At 68.9% G+C, this 17,932-nt stretch carries 16 protein-coding genes; 6 read left to right on the top strand and 10 right to left on the bottom strand.

Annotated elements, in window-relative coordinates; genetic code table 11:
• Positions 1-43 precede the first annotated feature (43 nt).
• Positions 44-1,357 carry a methyl-accepting chemotaxis protein gene (locus PLC66_RS16805; RefSeq protein ID WP_324542456.1) on the top strand — a complete coding sequence of 438 codons (1,314 nt, stop codon included), beginning with the start codon at positions 44-46 and terminating at the stop codon, positions 1,355-1,357.
• A 75-nt stretch (positions 1,358-1,432) separates the two neighbouring features.
• On the opposite strand, the gene PLC66_RS16800 is transcribed toward PLC66_RS16805, so the two are convergent.
• Entirely contained in the window at positions 1,433-2,908 is a 1,476-nt protein-coding gene (locus PLC66_RS16800) for a DegQ family serine endoprotease (protein WP_324542454.1), read from the bottom strand.
• Between the two features lie 243 nt (positions 2,909-3,151).
• Between PLC66_RS16800 and PLC66_RS16795 the strand changes: the two genes are divergently transcribed.
• The gene (locus tag PLC66_RS16795; protein ID WP_324542452.1) at positions 3,152-4,114 is read left to right on the top strand and encodes a hydrogen peroxide-inducible genes activator; all 963 of its coding nucleotides are present in this window, start codon (positions 3,152-3,154) and stop codon (positions 4,112-4,114) included.
• Positions 4,115-4,218: 104 nt separating this feature from the next.
• Positions 4,219-4,689 carry a Dps family protein gene (locus PLC66_RS16790; protein ID WP_324542450.1) on the top strand — a complete coding sequence of 157 codons (471 nt, stop codon included), beginning with the start codon at positions 4,219-4,221 and terminating at the stop codon, positions 4,687-4,689.
• 79 nt (positions 4,690-4,768) lie between these two features.
• On the opposite strand, the gene PLC66_RS16785 is transcribed toward PLC66_RS16790, so the two are convergent.
• From PLC66_RS16785 to PLC66_RS16770, 4 genes are all read right to left on the bottom strand, one after another.
• Entirely contained in the window at positions 4,769-7,330 is a 2,562-nt protein-coding gene (locus tag PLC66_RS16785; protein WP_324542448.1) for a DNA topoisomerase III, read from the bottom strand.
• Positions 7,331-7,434: 104 nt separating this feature from the next.
• Positions 7,435-7,905: a Smg family protein gene (locus tag PLC66_RS16780; RefSeq protein ID WP_324542446.1), complete on the bottom strand. Its 471-nt coding sequence runs from the start codon at positions 7,903-7,905 to the stop codon at positions 7,435-7,437.
• Between the two features lie 99 nt (positions 7,906-8,004).
• Positions 8,005-9,213: a DNA-processing protein DprA gene (gene dprA, locus PLC66_RS16775; protein ID WP_503012231.1), complete on the bottom strand. Its 1,209-nt coding sequence runs from the start codon at positions 9,211-9,213 to the stop codon at positions 8,005-8,007.
• A gap of 31 nt (positions 9,214-9,244) precedes the next feature.
• Positions 9,245-10,282, bottom strand: a complete 1,038-nt coding sequence (locus PLC66_RS16770; RefSeq protein ID WP_324542444.1) for a LysM peptidoglycan-binding domain-containing protein — start codon at positions 10,280-10,282, stop codon at positions 9,245-9,247.
• A 199-nt stretch (positions 10,283-10,481) separates the two neighbouring features.
• On the opposite strand from PLC66_RS16770, the gene def reads away from it, so the two are divergent.
• From def to htpX, 3 genes are all read left to right on the top strand, one after another.
• Entirely contained in the window at positions 10,482-10,985 is a 504-nt protein-coding gene (gene def, locus PLC66_RS16765) for a peptide deformylase (protein WP_324542442.1), read from the top strand.
• Complete coding sequence (gene fmt, locus PLC66_RS16760; protein WP_324542440.1) at positions 10,985-11,941, top strand: methionyl-tRNA formyltransferase; 957 nt, start codon at positions 10,985-10,987, stop codon at positions 11,939-11,941. Before def ends, fmt begins: the two co-directional genes overlap by 1 nt.
• Positions 11,942-12,040: 99 nt before the next feature.
• On the top strand, positions 12,041-12,880 hold the full coding sequence (gene htpX, locus PLC66_RS16755) for a zinc metalloprotease HtpX (protein ID WP_324542438.1): 840 nt from the start codon (positions 12,041-12,043) through the stop codon (positions 12,878-12,880).
• Between the two features lie 6 nt (positions 12,881-12,886).
• Here htpX and PLC66_RS16750 read toward each other — a convergent pair whose 3' ends face one another.
• The 5 genes from PLC66_RS16750 to PLC66_RS16730 all read right to left on the bottom strand — a co-directional run bounded on the left by PLC66_RS16750 (position 12,887) and on the right by PLC66_RS16730 (position 17,856).
• Complete coding sequence (locus PLC66_RS16750) at positions 12,887-14,029, bottom strand: TIR domain-containing protein (RefSeq protein WP_324542436.1); 1,143 nt, start codon at positions 14,027-14,029, stop codon at positions 12,887-12,889.
• Positions 14,030-14,124: 95 nt separating this feature from the next.
• Positions 14,125-15,102 carry an esterase-like activity of phytase family protein gene (locus PLC66_RS16745; RefSeq protein WP_324542434.1) on the bottom strand — a complete coding sequence of 326 codons (978 nt, stop codon included), beginning with the start codon at positions 15,100-15,102 and terminating at the stop codon, positions 14,125-14,127.
• Positions 15,103-15,177: 75 nt separating this feature from the next.
• Positions 15,178-16,026: a polyphosphate polymerase domain-containing protein gene (locus PLC66_RS16740; protein WP_324542432.1), complete on the bottom strand. Its 849-nt coding sequence runs from the start codon at positions 16,024-16,026 to the stop codon at positions 15,178-15,180.
• A gap of 25 nt (positions 16,027-16,051) precedes the next feature.
• Positions 16,052-16,636, bottom strand: coding sequence for a DUF4956 domain-containing protein (locus PLC66_RS16735; protein WP_324542430.1), 585 nt, complete (start codon positions 16,634-16,636; stop codon positions 16,052-16,054).
• A gap of 239 nt (positions 16,637-16,875) precedes the next feature.
• Positions 16,876-17,856, bottom strand: coding sequence for a peptidoglycan-binding domain-containing protein (locus PLC66_RS16730; RefSeq protein ID WP_324542428.1), 981 nt, complete (start codon positions 17,854-17,856; stop codon positions 16,876-16,878).
• Between the last annotated feature and the right edge of the window lie 76 nt (positions 17,857-17,932).

Raw genomic sequence — 17,932 nt, 5'->3', positions numbered from 1 at the left:
CAAAAAGCCGCGCCACCGGGGGCGAATCGTGAGGGTGTGAGAAATGCGGGCTAGCGGCAGCGACGCCGAGGAGCGGCTGGCCCTGCTCGAGGGCCGCAGCACCATGCGCGTCGAGCACACGGCCGAGCATGGCGAGCACCTGCGCGTGGCGATACCGTCGCTCGCCTCGTCCAACTGGCTGGGCAAGGACTGCATCGCCTGTCACCAGGTCGCGCCGGGCACGCCGCTGGGCGTGGTGTCGATGCGCATCTCGCTCGACAAGGCCAATGCCGCGGTCACCGAGTTCCGCAACAAGAGCGCGCTGTTCGCGCTCCTCGTGTCGCTGCCGCTGATCGGCTTCGTCTACCTCTTCATCCGCCGTTTCGTCACCCGTCCGCTGTCGCAGCTGAACGAGGGCCTGGCGCAGATCGCGCAAGGCGGCGGCGACCTGACGCGCCGCCTGGACGTCAACGGTCACGACGAGATCGGTCGCACCGCGATGACCTTCAACGACATGATGGCCACCCTGGCCGCGCTGGTGCGCCAGGTCGGCGAGTCGGCCTCGGCGGTGACCCATGCCGCGCATGAGCTCGCCGGCAGCGCGGCCGGCGTGGCCAAGGGCTCACAGCGCCAGAGCGAGAGCTCGGCGAACGCGGCCGGCACGGTGGACGCGATGATGGGCAACATTGCCCACATCGCCGAGCACACCGAAGCGGTGCGCGCCCGTTCCCACGACAGCCTGAGGCGCTCGCAGGAGGGCCAGGGCAGTCTTCAACACCTGGTCGGCGAGGTCGGCCAGGTCGAAACCACGGTGCGCCAGATGGCCGATGCAGTGGGCGACTTCGTCGAGTCGACGCAGGCGATCTCGCGCATGACCAGCGAAGTGCGCGAGATCGCCGAGCAGACCAACCTGCTCGCGCTCAATGCCGCCATCGAAGCGGCGCGCGCCGGCGAACAGGGGCGCGGCTTTGCGGTGGTGGCCGACGAGGTGCGCAAGCTGGCCGAAAAGTCCGCGCGTTCGGCCGGCGAGATCGACGCCCTGACGCGCGAGATCGAGCGCCGCTCGGATTCCGTGCAGGGCGCGATCGACAGTGGGCTGAGCTACATCGACTCCAGCCGCGAGGTGGCGGACACCGTCATCCAGGTGCTGGGCGCGGCCAACGCACTGGTGGTGGAAGTGGGCGAGGGGCTGGACCAGATCGCGCAGGCAAGCGCCGAGCAACGCATGGCGAGCCAGTCGGTCACGGTGAGCATCGGCGAGATCGCCGGCATGGCACAGGAGAACAGCCGCAGCGTCGATCGCACCGTGGCCGCCGCGCAGACGCTGGAGCAGCTCGCCGCGCGGCTGCAGGAGTCGGTGTCGCGCTTCCGCTTCTGACCAGGCGCAGGCGCCGGCCCGGCCTGCGGGACGGGGGCGATGCGGGTGTCGCCCGCATCGCCCCCCGCGCCATCATCAGTCGATCCGCACCGGCACGAAGATGCGGGCGCTGCCGCGCTGGATCAGCAGCGCGAAGCGGTTGCCGGCGCGTTGCAGCAGGGCGCGGAATTCCGCGCTGCTGGTGACCGGCTGGTTGTTGATGGCGAGGACGATGTCGCCGCGCTGCAAGCCTGCGCTTGCGGCCGCGCCTTCGACCCCTTCGATCACCAGGCCGCCGCGCAGGCGCTGTTCGCTCGCCTCCTGGGCAGTCAGGGCGCGCGCGCTCAGCCCCAGCTTGTCGCCGAAGCGCTCGACCTGGCTCGGCGCCGGCTCGGCGCTGGCCACGGTGTCGGTGGTCAGTTCGTCGAGGGTGGCGGTGAGGTTGCGCGAGCGGCCGTCGCGCCAGACTTCCATGCGCACCTGCGTCCCGGGCCGCTTCTCGCCGATCACGCGCGGCAGCTCGGCCGAGTCGCCGATGCGGCGGCCATCGACGCTGAGCACCACGTCACCCGGCTGCAGGCCGGCCTTCTCTGCCGCGCTGCCCGGGTCCACGCTCGCCACCAGCGCGCCGTGCGCCTCGGGCAGGCCGAAGGACTGCGCCAGATCCTTGTCCACGCCCTGGATGGCGATGCCCAGCCGTCCGCGCTGCACGCGGCCATGGGCGACGAGCTGGTCCTTGACGTTCATCGCCACGTCGATCGGGATGGCGAACGAAATGCCCATGAAGCCGCCCGAGCGCGAGTAGATCTGCGAGTTGATGCCGATCACCTCGCCGGCGAGGTTGAACAGCGGCCCGCCCGAGTTGCCCGGGTTGATGGCGACGTCGGTCTGGATGAAGGGCACGTAGGTCTCGTCGGGCAGGCGGCGCGCCTTGGCCGAGATGATGCCGGCGGTGACCGTGTTGTCGAAGCCGAAGGGCGAGCCCATCGCCACCACCCATTCGCCGACGCGGGCGTCGTCGGGATTGCCGATCTTCAGCGTGGGCAGGTTCTGTGCGTCGATCTTGAGCAAGGCGACGTCGGTGCGGCGGTCGATGCCGACCACGTTGGCCTTGAACTCGCGCTTGTCGATCAGCCGCACGGTGACCTCGGACAAGGCCGCATCGGCATTCTCGCCCGCCACCACGTGGGCGTTGGTCAGCACGTAGCCGTCCTGGCTGACGATGAAGCCCGAGCCGATGCCCTGGCGCATGCGCGGACCCATGCCCGGCTGGCCGGGGAAGCCCGGCATCGGCACGCCGAAGCGGCGCAGGAAATCGTAGAAGGGGTCGTTGGCGAAGGGGTTCTCACCCGTCGTCCCCTGCGCCTGACGCTGGACCACACTGATGTTGACGACCGCCGGGCCGACCTGCTCGACCAGATCGCCGAAGTCGGGCAGCCCGTAGCGGTTGGGCGACACCATCGTCGGTGCGGCGGCGGCGGCCTGGGCGAGCGCCGGCGACACGAAAGGCGCTTGCGGGAGCGCGGCGGCGAGGGCGACGGCAAAAGCACTGAAGGCAAGAATCTTTTTCATATCGGTATTCACGCGCGGGTCGTGGAAAAGGAGTGGGCGGGTTTGAGCGACACGACTGCGTGGACGTCCGAATCCGTGTCCTGTTCCCGCCGAGACTTGCGTTTTCACATCGGGGCGAGGGCGGCGACTTCAAGTCCCCTGCGGCGGTACGCGGCCACACCGTGCGAGCAGGACCCGGGTGGACGCGGTAACATCCCCGTGTTGCCCATTTCAGATGGATAGCCCGCGCGGCGCGTCGACACCATGACCCTCACCGATCTCCGCTACCTCGTCGCGCTCGCACACGAGCGTCATTTCGGCCGTGCTGCAGAGAAATGCCATGTGTCGCAGCCGACCCTGTCGGTGGCGGTGAAAAAGGTGGAGGAAGAGCTCGGCATCCAGCTCTTCGAGCGCAGCGCCTCCGAGGTCAAGATCACCGAAACCGGCCGGCGCATCGTCGCCCAGGCGGAGAAGGTGCTGATGGAGGCGAGCCAGATCCAGGAGATCGCCGCCGCCGGCAAGGACCCGCTCGCCGGTCCCTTGCGCCTGGGTGTGATCTACACCATCGGGCCCTATCTGCTGCCGCGGCTGATTCCGCGCGTGCACCGGCTCGCGCCCAAGATGCCCCTGATCATCCAGGAGAACTTCACCGCGCGCCTGGCCGAGGCGCTCAAGCGCGGTGAGCTCGACGTCATCATCATCAGCCTGCCCTTCGAGGAAGCGGGCATCGTCGCCCAGCCGGTGTACGACGAGCCCTTCCGCGTGCTGATGCCCTCGGATCATGCATGGACCCGCGAGAAGGCGATCGCCGCCGAGCATCTGGCCGACGACCAGTTGTTATTGCTTGGCGCCGGCAACTGCTTCCGCGAGCAGGTGCTGGAGGTGTGTCCGAGCTGCCGCAACATCGGCGGCCTGCAGCGCACGCTCGAGGGCAGCTCGCTCGAGACCATCCGCCACATGGTCGCCACCGGGCTGGGCGTCACCGTGCTGCCGAGCTCGGCCGCCGACGAGATGTCGGAGCAGAACCCGCTGGTCGCGGTGCGCCCGTTCAGCGAGCCCGAGCCCTTGCGTCGAGTGGCGCTGGCCTGGCGGGTGACCTATCCGCGCAGTGGCGCGATCGACGTGCTGCGCGCGGCCATCCTCGACAGCGAGCTGCCCGGCGTGAGGCCGGTGGGGCGCACGTCCCAGCGGCTCTCGGCCTGCGTGCCCGATAGCCACGCTGGATGAAGGGGATCTTCCGGGTCAATTGGCGCCACTCACGCGATTGACCTAGCATTCGGTGGCAAGGCTGCGAGCGGCCATCCCGACGCATCAATGACAGGAGAAACGGTATGGAAATCGACATCGGCATCAACAAGAAGGATCGCGCCAAGATCGCGGAAGGCCTGTCGCGCCTGCTGGCAGACAGCTACACGCTGTACCTGACCACGCACAATTTCCACTGGAACGTGACCGGGCCGATGTTCAACACCTTGCACGTCATGTTCGAGACCCAGTACAACGAACTGGCGCTGGCGGTGGATGAGATTGCGGAGCGTATCCGCGCGCTGGGTTTCCCCGCCCCGGGCACCTACAAGGAGTTCCAGAAGCTCACCAGCATGAGCGAGCCCGACGGCGTGCCGGCGGCGCAGGACATGATCCGCCTGCTGGTGCAGGGTCAGGAGGCGGTGATCAAGACCGCGCGCAGCATCGCTCCGATCGCCGACAAGGCGAGCGACGAGCCCACGCTCGACCTGCTGACCCAGCGCATGCAGGTGCATGAGAAGACCGCCTGGATGCTGCGCAGCCTGCTCGAAGGCTGAGCGCAGCGCAGTGCCTGAATGACGAAGGGCCGCATCGGCGGCCCTTCGTCTGTGTGAGGCAGGCGCGGCGCGGGTCCGCTCAGGCCGTCTTGCGCGTCGTGGTCCGCTTCTTCGCCGCCGGCTTGGCCTCACCGCCCTCATCGGCGGGTGCATCGGCCGCCTTGGCCGCAGCCGCCTTGGGTGCCTTGGCCTCGAACTCGAAGCCGACCTTGCCGTCCTTGCCGCGCACCAGGAAGGCAGAGAACTTGCGCCGCGTGCGCGCCGACACGAAGCCCTTCAGCAGCTCGGTCTTGCCCTCGGTCAGCAGCTTGGCCATCTGCTCGCGCTCGATCGGCTGCTGCAGGATGATCTTGCCGGAGCGGAAGTCGCAGCTCTTGCCCGGCCCGACCGACTTCTCGCACACATAGGCCATGCCGTGCTCGTACACCCGGCTGGCGCACTTGGGGCAGGCGCCGATGCTCTCCTGCGCGGAGAAGTCCACCGCCTCGGCCTCCTCGCCTTCCTTGGGCTGGCCGAAGTCGAAGGTGGGCTGCTTGTCCTCGTTCAACACGATGTCGGCGTTGAACAGCCGCCCCATCTTGTTGCGGAAGCCGAGCAGGGGGCCGACCTTGCCGTCGCGCAGCAGGGTCTCGATCTCGTCGTATTCGAACTGGCGGCCGGCGACGATCTTCCAGGTGCTCCAGTCGCAGGCCTGGCAGGCGAACTTCTTGTAGTTCTCCTTCACCACGCCGCCACACTTCGGGCACGGCGTCTGCAGGGTGACGAACTCGCCGGGCACGGTGTCGGATTCATAACGCTTGGCGCGCTCGACGACCTCGCGCGTCATCTCGGCAATCTCGTTCATGAAGGCTTCGCGGCTGAGCTTGCCGTGCTCCATCTGCGCGAGCTTGTATTCCCAGCCGCCGGTGAGTTCCGGCGAGGTCAGCGCGGTCACGCCCAGGCCCTTCAGCAGCGTGATCAGCGAGAAGGCCTTGGCGCTCGGGATCAGCTCGCGGCCTTCGCGGTGGATGTACTGCTCGCTGATCAGGCCTTCGATGATCTGCGCGCGCGTGGCCGGGGTGCCGAGGCCGCGCTCGGCCATCGCCGCGCGCAGCTCCTCGTCGTCCACCATCTTGCCGGCGCCTTCCATAGCCGACAGCAGCGTGGCTTCGTTGAAGCGCGCCGGCGGCTTGGTCTGCAGCGCCTTGACCACGATGTCCTCGGTGGACACCGTCTCGCCCTGCTTCACCGCCACCAGCTGCGGGGCACTGCCTTCTTTCGTGTCTTTGTCGTCGTTGGCCGCTTCCTTGCCATACACCGCCAGCCAGCCCGGATTGACCAGCACCTTGCCCTCGGTCTTGAAGGCCTCGCCCTCGACGCGGGTGATGCGGGTGGTGATCTGGTACTCGGCGGCCGGATAGAACACCGCCAGGAAGCGCTTGGTGACGAGGTCGTAGATCTTGTGCTCGGCTTCGGACAGGTTCTTCGGCAGCGCCCCGGTGGGGATGATGGCGAAGTGGTCGGAGATCTTGGCGTTGTTGAAGATACGCTTGTTGGGCTTCACCCAGCCCTGTTTGGCGATCTCGTTGGCGAAGGGCGCGTACTGGTCGGGCAGGGTGCGCATGACCTCGCTCACGGTGGCGAGGTAGTCCTCGGGCAGGGCGCGCGCGTCGGTACGCGGATAGGTCAGCACCTTGTGCTTCTCGTACAGCGCCTGCGCCAGTTGCAGGGTCACGCGGGCGGAGAAGCCGAAGCGGCCGTTGGCCTCGCGCTGCAGGCTGGTGAGGTCGAACAGCAGCGGCGACAGCTGGGTTGAAGGCTTGGCCTCCTCGGTGACGACGCCGGGCTTGCCCGCGCACTTGGCGCGGATGGCCTCGGCCTGAGCCTTGTCCCACAGGCGGAAGGCGGTGGCGTGCTCGTCGCCCTCGGGGCGCTTGAACTTCTCGTCGAACCAGCGCCCGGGGTATTCGCCGGCGGCGCAGCCGAAGCGCGCCTCGAGTTCCCAGTAGTCGCGCGACTTGAACTTGCGGATACGGTCCTCGCGCTCGACCACCATCGCCAGCGTCGGTGTCTGCACCCGGCCCACGGTGGTGAGGTGGAAGCCGCCGGTCTTGGAGTTGAACGCCGTCATCGCGCGCGTGCCGTTGATGCCGATCAGCCAGTCGGATTCGGCACGGCAGATCGCGGCGTTGCGCAGGCCTTCGACCTCCTGGGCGGCGCGCAGGTGGGCGAAGCCGTCGCGGATCGCCTGCGCCGTCATCGACTGCAGCCACAGGCGCTGCATCGGCTTCTTGCTGCCGGCATGCTGGGCGATGAAATTGAAGATCAGCTCGCCCTCGCGGCCCGCGTCACAGGCGTTGATGAGGCCGGTGACGTCCTTCCTCTTGATCAGCCGGGTCAGCAGCTTCAAGCGGTCCTCGGTCTTCTCGATCGGCTTGACCGCAAAGTGGGGCGGGATCACCGGCAGGTGGGCGAAGGTCCACTTGCCGCGCTTGACCTCGAACTCCTCGGGCACGGTGAGCTCGAGAAGGTGACCCACGGCCGACGACAATACATAGTCGTCGGACTCGAAGTAGTCCTTCTCTTTCGTGAAGCCGCCCAGCGCACGGGCGATGTCCTGCGCAACGGAAGGCTTTTCCGCGATGATCAGTTGCTTGCTCATGCTCGTGTCGAGACGGCTGTGGCGCCCGGGAGGCGCGCGGGTTCGGGAAGCGGCGGATGATAAGGACTGCCCGCTTGCGCGTGCAAGCTGGCGGGGTGGACCGGTCAGTGCACGATCGGTTCGTAGGCCCAGTCCTCTTCCTCGGTCAGGAGTTCGTCCACCATCAGGGTGTCGATCGGTTCTTCCTGCTGCCACAGCACCATCAGCACGATGACCTTGAGCCGGTTCAGCGTGATGGTGAAGTCCTGCAGCGCCATGGCGCGTTCGATGATCAGCTCACGGTGGGCCGCACCGAGTACGCCGGCGCTCTCGAGCAGGCTCAGGAAGCCGCGGCAGCGCGCATCGAGCTGGGCCTGTTCCTGCTCGCAGAAGATGCGTACCGAGCCGGCGCTGGGAGCGATGCCCGGCTGGATCTCGCGCGCCACCCGGCGCAGGCCGGCAAGCCACTCGAGCGCCTCCGAGATTTCCTCCGCCTCGAAGCCCACTGCCGACAGCTTGCGGGCGAGCAGATCGGATTCGGGGCAGGCGTCGGCGTGAATGTAGCTTTCGAACAGGTATACGAGGATGTCGAACAAAACGGCCTCTTCGGGGTCGGGCGATATACGCGTTTGAGGTGTGCAGACGGACCCTGCCGCGGGGTCGGCGGCCGCGCAGGCGAGGCTGGGGATGCCGTTTCAGATGCGCTGGAGGCGACCGCCGGGCAGGCGGGCGAGGTGACCGTCCAGCTCCAACGGCAGCAGGATGGCGTACAGGGCATCGACCGTCAAGCCGCAGCGCTGGGCCAGCGTGTCGATGTCCACCGGGTCGTGGCCGATGATGCCGAGCACGCGTGCGGCCTCGTCGTCCAGCGCCAATGCGGCCTGGGCAGGGGGGGCGGCAGGAGCGTCCGCGGCGGCGCGTACGCCGCCCGGCCTGCGCTGGCGCCCGCCGCGCGCCGGCGCGGGCGGTGTTTTCCAGCCCAGCCGGCCACGCAGCTCCTCGATGACGTCCTCGGCGGTCTCGACCAGCTTGGCGCCCTCGCGGATCAGGCGGTGGCAGCCGCGCGACAGCGGCGAATGGATGGAGCCCGGGATCGCGAAGACCTCGCGCCCGCTCTCGGTGGCCAGCCGGGCGCTGATCAGCGAACCGCTGTTGAGGGCGGCCTCGACCACGAGCACGCCCTGGGCGAGGCCGGCGATGAGACGGTTGCGGCGCGGGAAGTTGTGCTGCAGCGGCGGCATGCCGAGCGGGAACTCGCTGACGATTGCGCCGCAACGGGCGATCTCGCGCGCCAGCGCGGCGTTGCGCGCCGGGTAGATGCGGTCGATGCCGGTGCCGATGACGGCGACGGTGCCGCCGCCCGCCTCGCCGGCTGCGAGGGCGCCACGATGCGCGGCGGCGTCGATGCCGAGGGCGAGGCCGCTGACGATGGTGAGGCCCTGGGCCGCGAGGCTGCGGGCGAAGGCTTCGGCGTTGGCCTCGCCCTGCGCGGTAGCCGAGCGCGCGCCGACCAGGGCGAGCGCGGGCCGCTGGAGCAGGGCCGGGTTGCCCTTCACGTACAGCAGCACCGGCGGGTCGGCGATGTCGAGCAGGCTGCGTGGGTAGGCCTCGTCGGCCAGGGTCAGGAGGTGGCTGTCGGGCTCGGCCGCCCATGCCAGTGCGCGCTCGATCCAGTCCGGGGCGGGTGCCGTCAGCAGGGCATCGGCGGCTTCGCTGCCGACCACGCCAGCGAGCGCGCTGCGGCTGGCGGCGAAGATGTGGCGCGGCAGGCCGAAGGCGGCCAGCAGGTTGCGCTGGCGCTCGGGCCCCAGGCCGGGGATCGAACTCAGCCGCAGCCAGTCGGCGCGGTCATCCGCGTCGGCGGATGCGATCCGGTCCTCGGACAGCGAGCCGAGTGCGGTCACGGGCGCGTGCAGGTCTTGCGAAGGCGGATGTTCAGGGCTGGCGCACGGCGTCGGCAATCGTCACCTGGCCGTCGGATTCCATCACCAGCGCGTAGGACACGCGCTCGAAGACGCGGAACACGAACACCACGCCGTAACGCTTTTCGGGCAGCTGGAAGTTTTCCTTGCCGCCTTCGCCGGCGTATTCGGCGACGCCGCGATTGCGGAACAGCGACAGCACATGGCCGCGCTCGATGCCGTCGCGCTCGCCGACGTTGAGCGCCACCACGTTCAGGCGACCGGTTTCACTGACGCCGCGATGAATGGCGACGATGCGGCCGTCGACCTGCTGCTCGGGCGCGTGCGGTGCATAGGCGAAGACGCTCGGGCGCTCGCTCGGCATCATCAGGTCGCCGACACCGATCTCCTCGACCGCGGAAACGATCTCGAGCGTGGTCGGCTCGCCACGCTCGGTGACGCGGGCGGCGCCGAGGTAGGCCGCTTCCCAGGCGATGGTTTCGCCGGTCACCGGATCCTCGAGCGGGCGGGCGGGACGGTACACATGCCAAACCTCGGCCTCGGCGCCGACATCCTTGGCGAAGATGGTGTCGCCCGAGCCGGTCAGCACGCGGCTGGTCTCGGTGGCGATGATGGTGGCCGAGCCCTCGAGGCGCGGGCCGTCGATGACCAGCGGGCGGTTGAGGAAGGGCTCGATGATCTGCAGCGGGATGCTCGGCAGCGCAGCGTCGAGCGGCTCGCTGTAGACCCGCGGCTGCAGTCGCCCATCCTGCGTGCCGCTGCCGATCGGGCGTCCGATCGTCAGCCACGGGCCGCTGCGATCGAGCAGGATGACCTGCCCGGGGTAGATCAGGTGGGGGTTGCGGATCTGGTCGCGATTGAGGCGCCACACTTCGGGCCAGCGCCACGGTTGCTGCAGGAAGCGCCCGGAAATGTCCCACAAGGTGTCGCCCCGCACCACGGTGTAGCTGTCGGGGGCGTTGTCCGCCAGGCGCACGCCGGACTGGGCCTGGCTCGCAGCACTGAACAGGGCTGCAAAGGCGACGAGCAGAGGGAATATAATTCGGGTCATTGATCGCTTCCGGTAGATGCGGGGCGCGCCGTAACCGCCCCGGAACGCTGTTGGCCCGCCCGGGTCTCACCTGGCGATTTCAGGGCCGTGCGACGCGGAACCGGCCGTGAAGCGCTTCGAGTCCCCGGCGCAGCACATGTGCATGCATGTGAAATCGCTTGAAATTCTGCACTTAAAGGTTTAACGCGGCAAGGCATTCATGGCTCTCCTACCCATCCTCCGATACCCCGATCCCCGCCTGCACACGGTCGCCAAGCCGGTTGCCGAAGTGGACGATGAAATCCGCCAGCTCGTCGCCGACATGGCCGAAACCATGTACGAAGCCCCGGGCATCGGCCTCGCCGCGACCCAGGTCAATGTGCATCGACGGGTGGTGGTGATCGACATCTCCGAAGACAAGTCCGGCCTCATGGCCCTGATCAATCCCGAGATCCTCGAACGCTCAGGCGAGCAGGTGTGCGAGGAAGGCTGCCTCTCCGTCCCCGGAATCTACGAGAAGGTGGCGCGCGCCGAGCGTGTGAAAGTTCGCGCCCTGAACAAAAAAGGCGAAACCTTCGAGCTCGAGGCCGACGGCCTGCTCGCGGTCTGCATCCAGCACGAGATCGATCACCTCGACGGCAAGGTCTTCGTCGAGTACCTGTCGCAGCTCAAGCTCGGCCGCATCAAGAGCAAGCTGGCCAAGAAGGCCCGCATCACCGCGTGATGACGGCCACCCAAGCCCCTTCCCTGCGCGTCGCCTTTGCCGGCACGCCCGAGTTCGCCGCCTGCGCGCTCGAGGCCCTCCTCGCCGCCGGTTACGCGGTGCCCCTGGTCCTGACCCAGCCCGACCGCCCGGCCGGGCGCGGCATGAAGCTGACGCCGAGCGCGGTCAAGCAGCTTGCGCTGGCGCGCGGCATCGCGGTCGATCAGCCGGAGAAGCTGCGCACCGAGGACCAGCGCGCGCGCCTCGCCGAATGCGCGCCGGACGTGCTGGTGGTCGCCGCCTACGGCCTCATCCTGCCCGAGGCGGTGCTGGCGCTGCCGCGTCTGGGTTGCCTCAACATCCACGCCTCGCTGCTGCCGCGCTGGCGCGGCGCGGCGCCGATCCACCGCGCCATCGAGGCCGGTGATGCCGAGACCGGCATCACCATCATGCAGATGGACGAAGGCCTGGACACCGGCGCGATGCTGCTCAAGCGCGCGACGCCGATCCTGCCCGGCGACACCACCGCCACGCTGCACGACCGACTCGCGGCGCTCGGCGGCGAATGCATCGTCGACGCCCTGGCTGCCTTGCAGCGTGGCGAGCTGGTCGCCACTCCGCAGCCGACCGAAGGCGTCACCTACGCCGCCAAGATCGGCCGTGCCGAGGCCAGCATCGACTGGACGCGGCCGGCGGCCGCCATCGAGCGCGCGATGCGCGCCTTCGATCCCTTTCCGGGCGCTGTCTCCAGCCTGCGTGACACGGCGGTGAAGTGCTGGTCGGCCGCGATCGTGCCCGGCCAGGGCGAGCCCGGCACGGTGCTGGCGGTGGGCGACGAGGGCATCACCGTCGCCTGCGGGCGCGATGCGCTGCGTTGCACGGTGTTACAGCGACCGGGCAGCAAGCGCCTGCCCGCGGGGGAATTCCTGCGTGGATTCCCGGTCTCTGTGGGCGAACGCTTCACAACTGCGGCCTGAGCGCCGCAGCCCGTCCGGGCCGCAGCGCGGCGCTTGAATATGCCCGGCCGGGCCCCAAACTAGGCTGCTGAACCTATTTCTTGCAGGAAGGAAACCGCAATGCTCGGTAACTGGATCAAGACCTCCATCCTGATGGCAGGCATCGTCGCGCTGTTCGGCGCGATGGGCGCGGCCATCGGCGGCCAGCAAGGCATGCTGATTGCGCTGGTGGTCGGTGGCGCGATGAATTTCTGGGCCTACTGGTTCTCGGACAAGGCGGTGCTGAAGATGTACAAGGCGCGCCAGGTCGACGCCGCCTCCTCGCCCTACCTGTACAACATGGTGCGCGAGCTCGCCCAGCGGGCCGAGCTGCCCATGCCCAAGGTGTACATCATCGACGAGGCCCAGCCCAACGCCTTCGCCACCGGGCGCAACCCGGAGAACGCCGCGGTGGCCGCCACCACCGGCATCATGCGCATGCTGTCCGAGCGCGAGCTGCGCGGCGTGATGGCGCACGAGCTGGCGCACGTCAAGAACCGCGACATCCTGATCTCGACGATCTCGGCCACGGTGGCCGGTGCGATCTCGATGCTGGCCAACTTCGGCATGTTCTTCAGCGGCCGCGATGGCGAGAACCGCCCCAACCCGATCGTGTCGATCGCGATGATGATCCTCGCGCCGCTGGCCGGCATGATCATTCAGATGGCGATCAGTCGCACCCGTGAGTTCGGTGCCGATCGCGGCGGTGCGGAGATCTCCGGCGACCCCGAGGCACTGGCCAGTGCGCTTGGCAAGATCGACGCCTACGCGCGCGGCATCCCGATGCACACCGCGGAGCAGCACCCGGAGACCGCGCAGATGATGATCATGAATCCGCTCTCCGGCGGCGGCCTGCGCGGCCTGTTCTCGACCCACCCCGCCACTCAGGAGCGCATCGCCCGCCTGCTCGCGATGCGCTGAGCGCCCTCAGGCCGATTGCAGGGCGGTGCGCACCAGGGCGAGCAGTTCGCCGGGGCGTACCGCCTCGCCGAAGGCGCCGGCGCGCAGCAGCGTATCCCGTCGTGCCGTGCGTCGCGTGTCGTCGAACTCGCCGTGGTAGAAGATCACCGGCAGCCGGCGCGGCTGTGCTGCCAGCGCGCGCAGCAGCTTCAGGCCTGCGCTTGGCATGCCTTCCAGCGCCTCCGGCCGGCTCCAGTCCGAGATCACCAGGTCGAAGCCCTCCTCGTCCGCATCGAGGCGCGCCAGCGCTTCCTCGGTGCTGTGCGCGGCGACGGTCTCGATCTGCAGCTTCGCCAGCGCAGCCACTTCGTGGCGGTTGCCCTCGGGCCTGTCATCGACCCACAGCACCCGTTTCTGATCGGGCATGTCGATCAGCGCCAGTGCCGTGTCCTCGGCCTCGTCGCTGCCGATGTCCTCAACCCCGCGCATGCGTGCCGCCACCGACAGCTCGTTGGTGAAGCCGGCCATCATGCGCCGCACCAGCGGATCCGGACTCTTGTCCGCCGTGCTGACACCCTTTTTCGTGCGTGCGCCGAGCCTTGCCCCAAGTAGCTTGAAGTCCGCATCGGGGGCTGTCGCCGTTGCCGTTGCGGTGGCAGTGCCGAAATCGCTCGAGCGCGGCGCTGACGGCGCTGGACTCGCCGGCGGCGCACTCGCCCAGCGCTGCTGGATGTTCTCCACCGTGCGCCGGATGCCCTTGGCCACATCGGTCCACGCCTCGTCGCGGTTGGGCCAGGAGGTGACCGGGCGCAGGTCGGTGGGCAGGCCTTGCAGATGGGCGAAGGGCGCCCCCTCGATGTCGACCGCGCGCAACAGCACCGGCACCACGCTGGCGTCGCCGCGTTCGGCACGCGCCACCGCGGTGGCGAGTTCCTTGCCCCAGATGTAGTCGGAGTTGAGGAAGTCCATGCTCACCAGCAGCAGGATCAGGTCGGCGTGGGTGAGCTGGGTGTCGATTGCCTCGTCCCATTTCTGCCCCGGGACGATGCCGCGGTCGTGCCACGGGCGGATCACGCCCTTGCGCCGCAGAAGCGCCAGATGGCCGTCCAGTTCGTCACGCAGCTTCTCGTCTTCGTGGGCGTAGCTGTAGAACAGATCCACCGGTTCCATCGCGAGCAATCCCCTGGCATGTGATCCGATCTTAAACATAGATCAGGCCGGCGCTGCCGTCTGCGTGGCCCTGCCGCGCTCGCGTCGCGCGTGGATCAGTCCGTCGCCGACCGACGCTGCAGTACGGTGAAGGTGGTGCCGCGCCCCGACTTGCCGCGGTCATCGCTGACGATCATGACGCGGCCATCGCCGAGATCGGTCAGGCCCTCGAAGTTGTCGGCCTCGTCGGCGCGGTCGAGCAGGGCGAGATCGCGCACCGGACACGTGGCTCCCTCGGCGCAGGAGGCCAGGTCCACCTCTCGCAGCACCACGACCAGGGCCTTGCCCTTGCCTTTCCCCGTCTCGGCGCGTTCGAGCACCAGCAGGCGGCCGTCGTCCATGACGTCCATGCCCTTGAGGCGGGCGTTGCGCGCGGGATAGCTGGGGAAGGACCAGCTGCGCCCGGCCGCGACCACGCGGTGCTGGCCGGCGGCCTCGCCCTCCAGCGGCGCTTCGGCGGCGACCAGCAGGCCGTGCTCGGGATGCAGGGCGACCGCCTCGAGCATCGCATTGCTGCGGCGGAAGCGCTCGGGGTCGTCGAGGCCGCCGGGCAGCGCCAGGGTCTCAAGCGCTTCGCCGGCCAGCGTGTAGCGGATCACCCGCGGCTGGCCCTCGGTCGCCACCAGCAGCTCGCTGTTGCCGCGGATGCCGTCGGCGGCATGGGTGAGCGCGAGGCCTTCGGCATCCACGCCGTTGCTGCCCGGTGGCGGGGCGAGCCGGCCGGCGGCGAGCGGTTCGACCTCGAGCTGGCCGTTTGCGCCCAGGGTGACGGCGAAGCGGAACAGCACGCCGTGGTCGGAGATCGCGTACAGGCGCTGCGCGTCGGCGTCCCAGGCCAAGCCGGAGAGCTCGGCGATGCGTTCGCCGTCGATGGTGGCGCCCACCACGCGCAGGCTGGCGGCGACCACCAGTGCTTCGGCATCCGGCGCCGGCGTGGGCGTGGCGCTCGCAGCGGGCGTCTGGGCGAGCGCGGCCGGGCTCAGGAGCGCGAGCGACAGCGCCAGGGTGGGGAGGGCGGTGAGCTTTGCATTCATCCTTGAAGTCCTGTGTTGAATCGTCGGGTGCGGCGGCGCGCACGGGTGGCGGCAAGGGCGCGGAGGATCGCGTGTTCAGTGCAGGGCGGCCTGCAGCAGCGGGGCGAACGGGAGGCGGGGCGGCCCGTCCGGCGCGCGGTAGCGTGCGGGTTCGACCTCCAGCTTGCGCAGCGCGGGCAGGAACTTGTTGTGACGCTCGACCGCTTCCAGCGCCGCCATGCCGACACAGTACTTCGAGCAGCGCGCGGTCGGGTGCTGGTGCAGGGCGCGCAGGATGCGGTCGGCGATGCCGTTGCCGTTGGCCGACTTGGTCTCGACCACGAACACGTCGGGGGGCGTCATGCAGCTGCGCTCGCCGCGGCGGAACAGCAGCCGTGAGTCGATCGTCATGCGCTCGCCGCCTTCGCGGGCGACCAGGGTGACGCGCTGGTAGCGCATCTCGATCACCGGCGCCAGGGCGTAGCGGAAGGGCTCGCCGTACAGGTTGCGGTGGCAGCGGTCGACGTGGGCGCAGGCGGCTTCGTCGAGCATGCCGTACTTGTCCACCGTGTAGTCGAGGCGCTTCTTGATCGTGATGCCGCGCTTGTCCTTGAGCTTGACCTCGACGAAGCACAACTGGGCGTCGTTGTAGCGGCGCACCCGCACCTTGCAGCGCCGGCGGCGGCCCTGGTGGTGATCGTAGTAGCTGTGCAGTGCGTCGTCGTCAAAGTAGCAGGTGTCGTAGGTGAAGGTGCGTCTGCCGTTGATCTCGAGCACGTCGAAGTGCCGCGCCAGTTCGGCCAGTGCTGCGCGCAACACGGCCTCGCGGATCACGTACTTGTTGTCCAGGCGTTCGAGCATGGCGGCCTTGGCGTTCAGCGCCGCGAGCGAGATCGGGGCGAACTCGCCGAACAGCCGGGCAGTGTGGTCGATGGTGTGGCTCATGAGGGTCTCCGTGGGGGAAGCGGGCTCAGGGCTTGCGGTAGAAGACATTGATGCGCGCCATGTCGTTGATGTAGTCAAGCGCGGTGATCTGGTAGGACATCACCTCCACGCCGAGGCGCGAGGACAGGTCGGCCTTCATGACGTCGGGGTTGGACAGGGCGTGGGCGTCGATCTTGTCGAGGGTGATCTTGACGCCGTCGGCCGAGCGCAGGATGCGCGGGTGGTCGATGATCCAGGCGGCGAGCAGGATCAGCGCGGCCACGGTGGCGACGAACTCCAGCGTCGTGCCCTGCACCGAGCAGATCACCGCGATCGCCACGCTGCCGAAGAAGTAGGTGATCTCGGTCTTGCCGATCTGCTCCGAACGCAACGAGAACAGTGCCAGGATGGCGAACAGGCCGAAGCCGGCGGCGAGGCTGAAGTCCACCGAGGACAAGATGGTCAGCACCGCGAAGGCGAAGATGTTGAACAGCGCGGCGGCGGTGACCAGCTCCTTGTCGCGGTAGCGGCGGTAGTACATGCCGAACACCAGGGCCGCCATGGCGAGGACGTCGATGGCGAAGCGGGCGACCAGCTCGAGGATGGCGGGATGGGGGAAGTCGAGGTTCATTTGTTTTCTCCGGCGCTGGGGTTGTAGCGATCTGCATCCGGGCCGCGTGCTGCCTGCCCTTGCACCGACAACGCGCCGTCGCGCCGCTTATTCCCGCCCACCATGCCTTTTACATTCCGCTTACAAATTCGACGACGGACCGGGGCGCACCGCAGGGCGGCCGAAAAGACGGCGGGGAGACGCCCGCCGGCGCCTCCCCGCTGCATGCCGCCCCGCCCTCACGGGCTTGGCCACCGCCCTCAGTCGCGCGCCCGGCGCAACAACTCGGCATACACCTCGGCGCTGTGGCGGCCGCTGACGGGCAGCTTGTGCGCGGCCTGGAAGCGCATCAGCGCGCGCGTGCTCTGCTCGCCCCACACGCCGTCGGCCGTACCCGGCGCATGGCCGGCGCGCGCCAGCGCCTGCTGCACCGCGCGGTGGCGCTCGCCCGGGCTCATGCGGGCATAGGTCTGGACGTTGGCCTCGTAGCTGCCGGGGCTGGCCCAGGCGCGCTCGATGCAGGGCCGGTAATCGACGTCGAAGGCGTGGGCGACATGCACCAGCACGGCGGCTTCGGCGATGCGGCGCTGGGCGAACTGCGGGCCGTCGCTGCTGCTGGTGCCGAGATCGACGCCGAAGCTGTTGCGCCCATCCTCGATGCGCAGGTCGAGCCCGGCGTTGCTCGCATTGACCGCGACGCTTATCGCGCTCGCATGCAGCACGTGGCCGTCGCGCGAGGACAGGAAGTCGCCGGCGATGACGTCGGCGCGGCGCTGGTAGCCGAAAGCCAGGTCGAGCAGGCCGCTGCCGGTGCGCCGCCGCCCGCCGGCATCGATGCCGCCCCTGCCGACGTCGGCGTCGTCCTGGGTCCAGGCGCCTTCGAGCACGATGTGGTGGCCGCGCGGCTTGGCGCGTTCCGCGCTGGCCGAGCGCACCTTGCTCGTGCCCAGTCGGTTGATTGCGGTATGCAGCCACCACGCGCCGCCGCTGCTCAGGCGGCGTTCCTCGAAGCTGCGCGGCACGGTGGTGTCGGGCACGTCCTCGACGAACACGGTGAGCGTGGGCCGAGCGCTGCGCTCGACCAGGCCGCCGAGGCAGGCCAGCGCGAGTGAATGCTCGGTCATCACCGGGCTGACCGGGCTCCGGTTGCCGCTGGCCTGTTCGTTGACGAGGGTGGCGCAGCCGCCCAGCCCGGCGAGGGCGGCGGCGGAGAGGGCGAGGGCCGGGATCGGGGTTTTCATGTCGGAACTCCTGAGGAATGCGAGCCAGGGCACTGCCCTGCTTGTTCCGACAACGCGCAACCGGCTGCCTTATTCC

This window comes from Thauera sp., assembly GCF_035444905.1.
In the GTDB taxonomy this organism is placed as follows: Bacteria; Pseudomonadota; Gammaproteobacteria; order Burkholderiales; family Rhodocyclaceae; genus Thauera.
This window is presented reverse-complemented; position numbering and strand designations above follow the sequence as displayed.

What these genes read in the sequence shown, in the direction of transcription:
- PLC66_RS16805 (WP_324542456.1), top strand. Translation starts at nt 44, where the DNA reads ATGCGGGCTAGCGGCAGCGACGCCGAGGAGCGGCTGGCCCTGCTCGAG.
- PLC66_RS16800 (WP_324542454.1), bottom strand. Translation starts at nt 2,908, where the DNA reads ATGAAAAAGATTCTTGCCTTCAGTGCTTTTGCCGTCGCCCTCGCCGCC.
- PLC66_RS16795 (WP_324542452.1), top strand. Translation starts at nt 3,152, where the DNA reads ATGACCCTCACCGATCTCCGCTACCTCGTCGCGCTCGCACACGAGCGT.
- PLC66_RS16790 (WP_324542450.1), top strand. Translation starts at nt 4,219, where the DNA reads ATGGAAATCGACATCGGCATCAACAAGAAGGATCGCGCCAAGATCGCG.
- PLC66_RS16785 (WP_324542448.1), bottom strand. Translation starts at nt 7,330, where the DNA reads ATGAGCAAGCAACTGATCATCGCGGAAAAGCCTTCCGTTGCGCAGGAC.
- PLC66_RS16770 (WP_324542444.1), bottom strand. Translation starts at nt 10,282, where the DNA reads ATGACCCGAATTATATTCCCTCTGCTCGTCGCCTTTGCAGCCCTGTTC.
- def (WP_324542442.1), top strand. Translation starts at nt 10,482, where the DNA reads ATGGCTCTCCTACCCATCCTCCGATACCCCGATCCCCGCCTGCACACG.
- fmt (WP_324542440.1), top strand. Translation starts at nt 10,985, where the DNA reads ATGACGGCCACCCAAGCCCCTTCCCTGCGCGTCGCCTTTGCCGGCACG.
- htpX (WP_324542438.1), top strand. Translation starts at nt 12,041, where the DNA reads ATGCTCGGTAACTGGATCAAGACCTCCATCCTGATGGCAGGCATCGTC.
- PLC66_RS16750 (WP_324542436.1), bottom strand. Translation starts at nt 14,029, where the DNA reads ATGGAACCGGTGGATCTGTTCTACAGCTACGCCCACGAAGACGAGAAG.
- PLC66_RS16745 (WP_324542434.1), bottom strand. Translation starts at nt 15,102, where the DNA reads ATGAATGCAAAGCTCACCGCCCTCCCCACCCTGGCGCTGTCGCTCGCG.
- PLC66_RS16740 (WP_324542432.1), bottom strand. Translation starts at nt 16,026, where the DNA reads ATGAGCCACACCATCGACCACACTGCCCGGCTGTTCGGCGAGTTCGCC.
- PLC66_RS16735 (WP_324542430.1), bottom strand. Translation starts at nt 16,636, where the DNA reads ATGAACCTCGACTTCCCCCATCCCGCCATCCTCGAGCTGGTCGCCCGC.
- PLC66_RS16730 (WP_324542428.1), bottom strand. Translation starts at nt 17,856, where the DNA reads ATGAAAACCCCGATCCCGGCCCTCGCCCTCTCCGCCGCCGCCCTCGCC.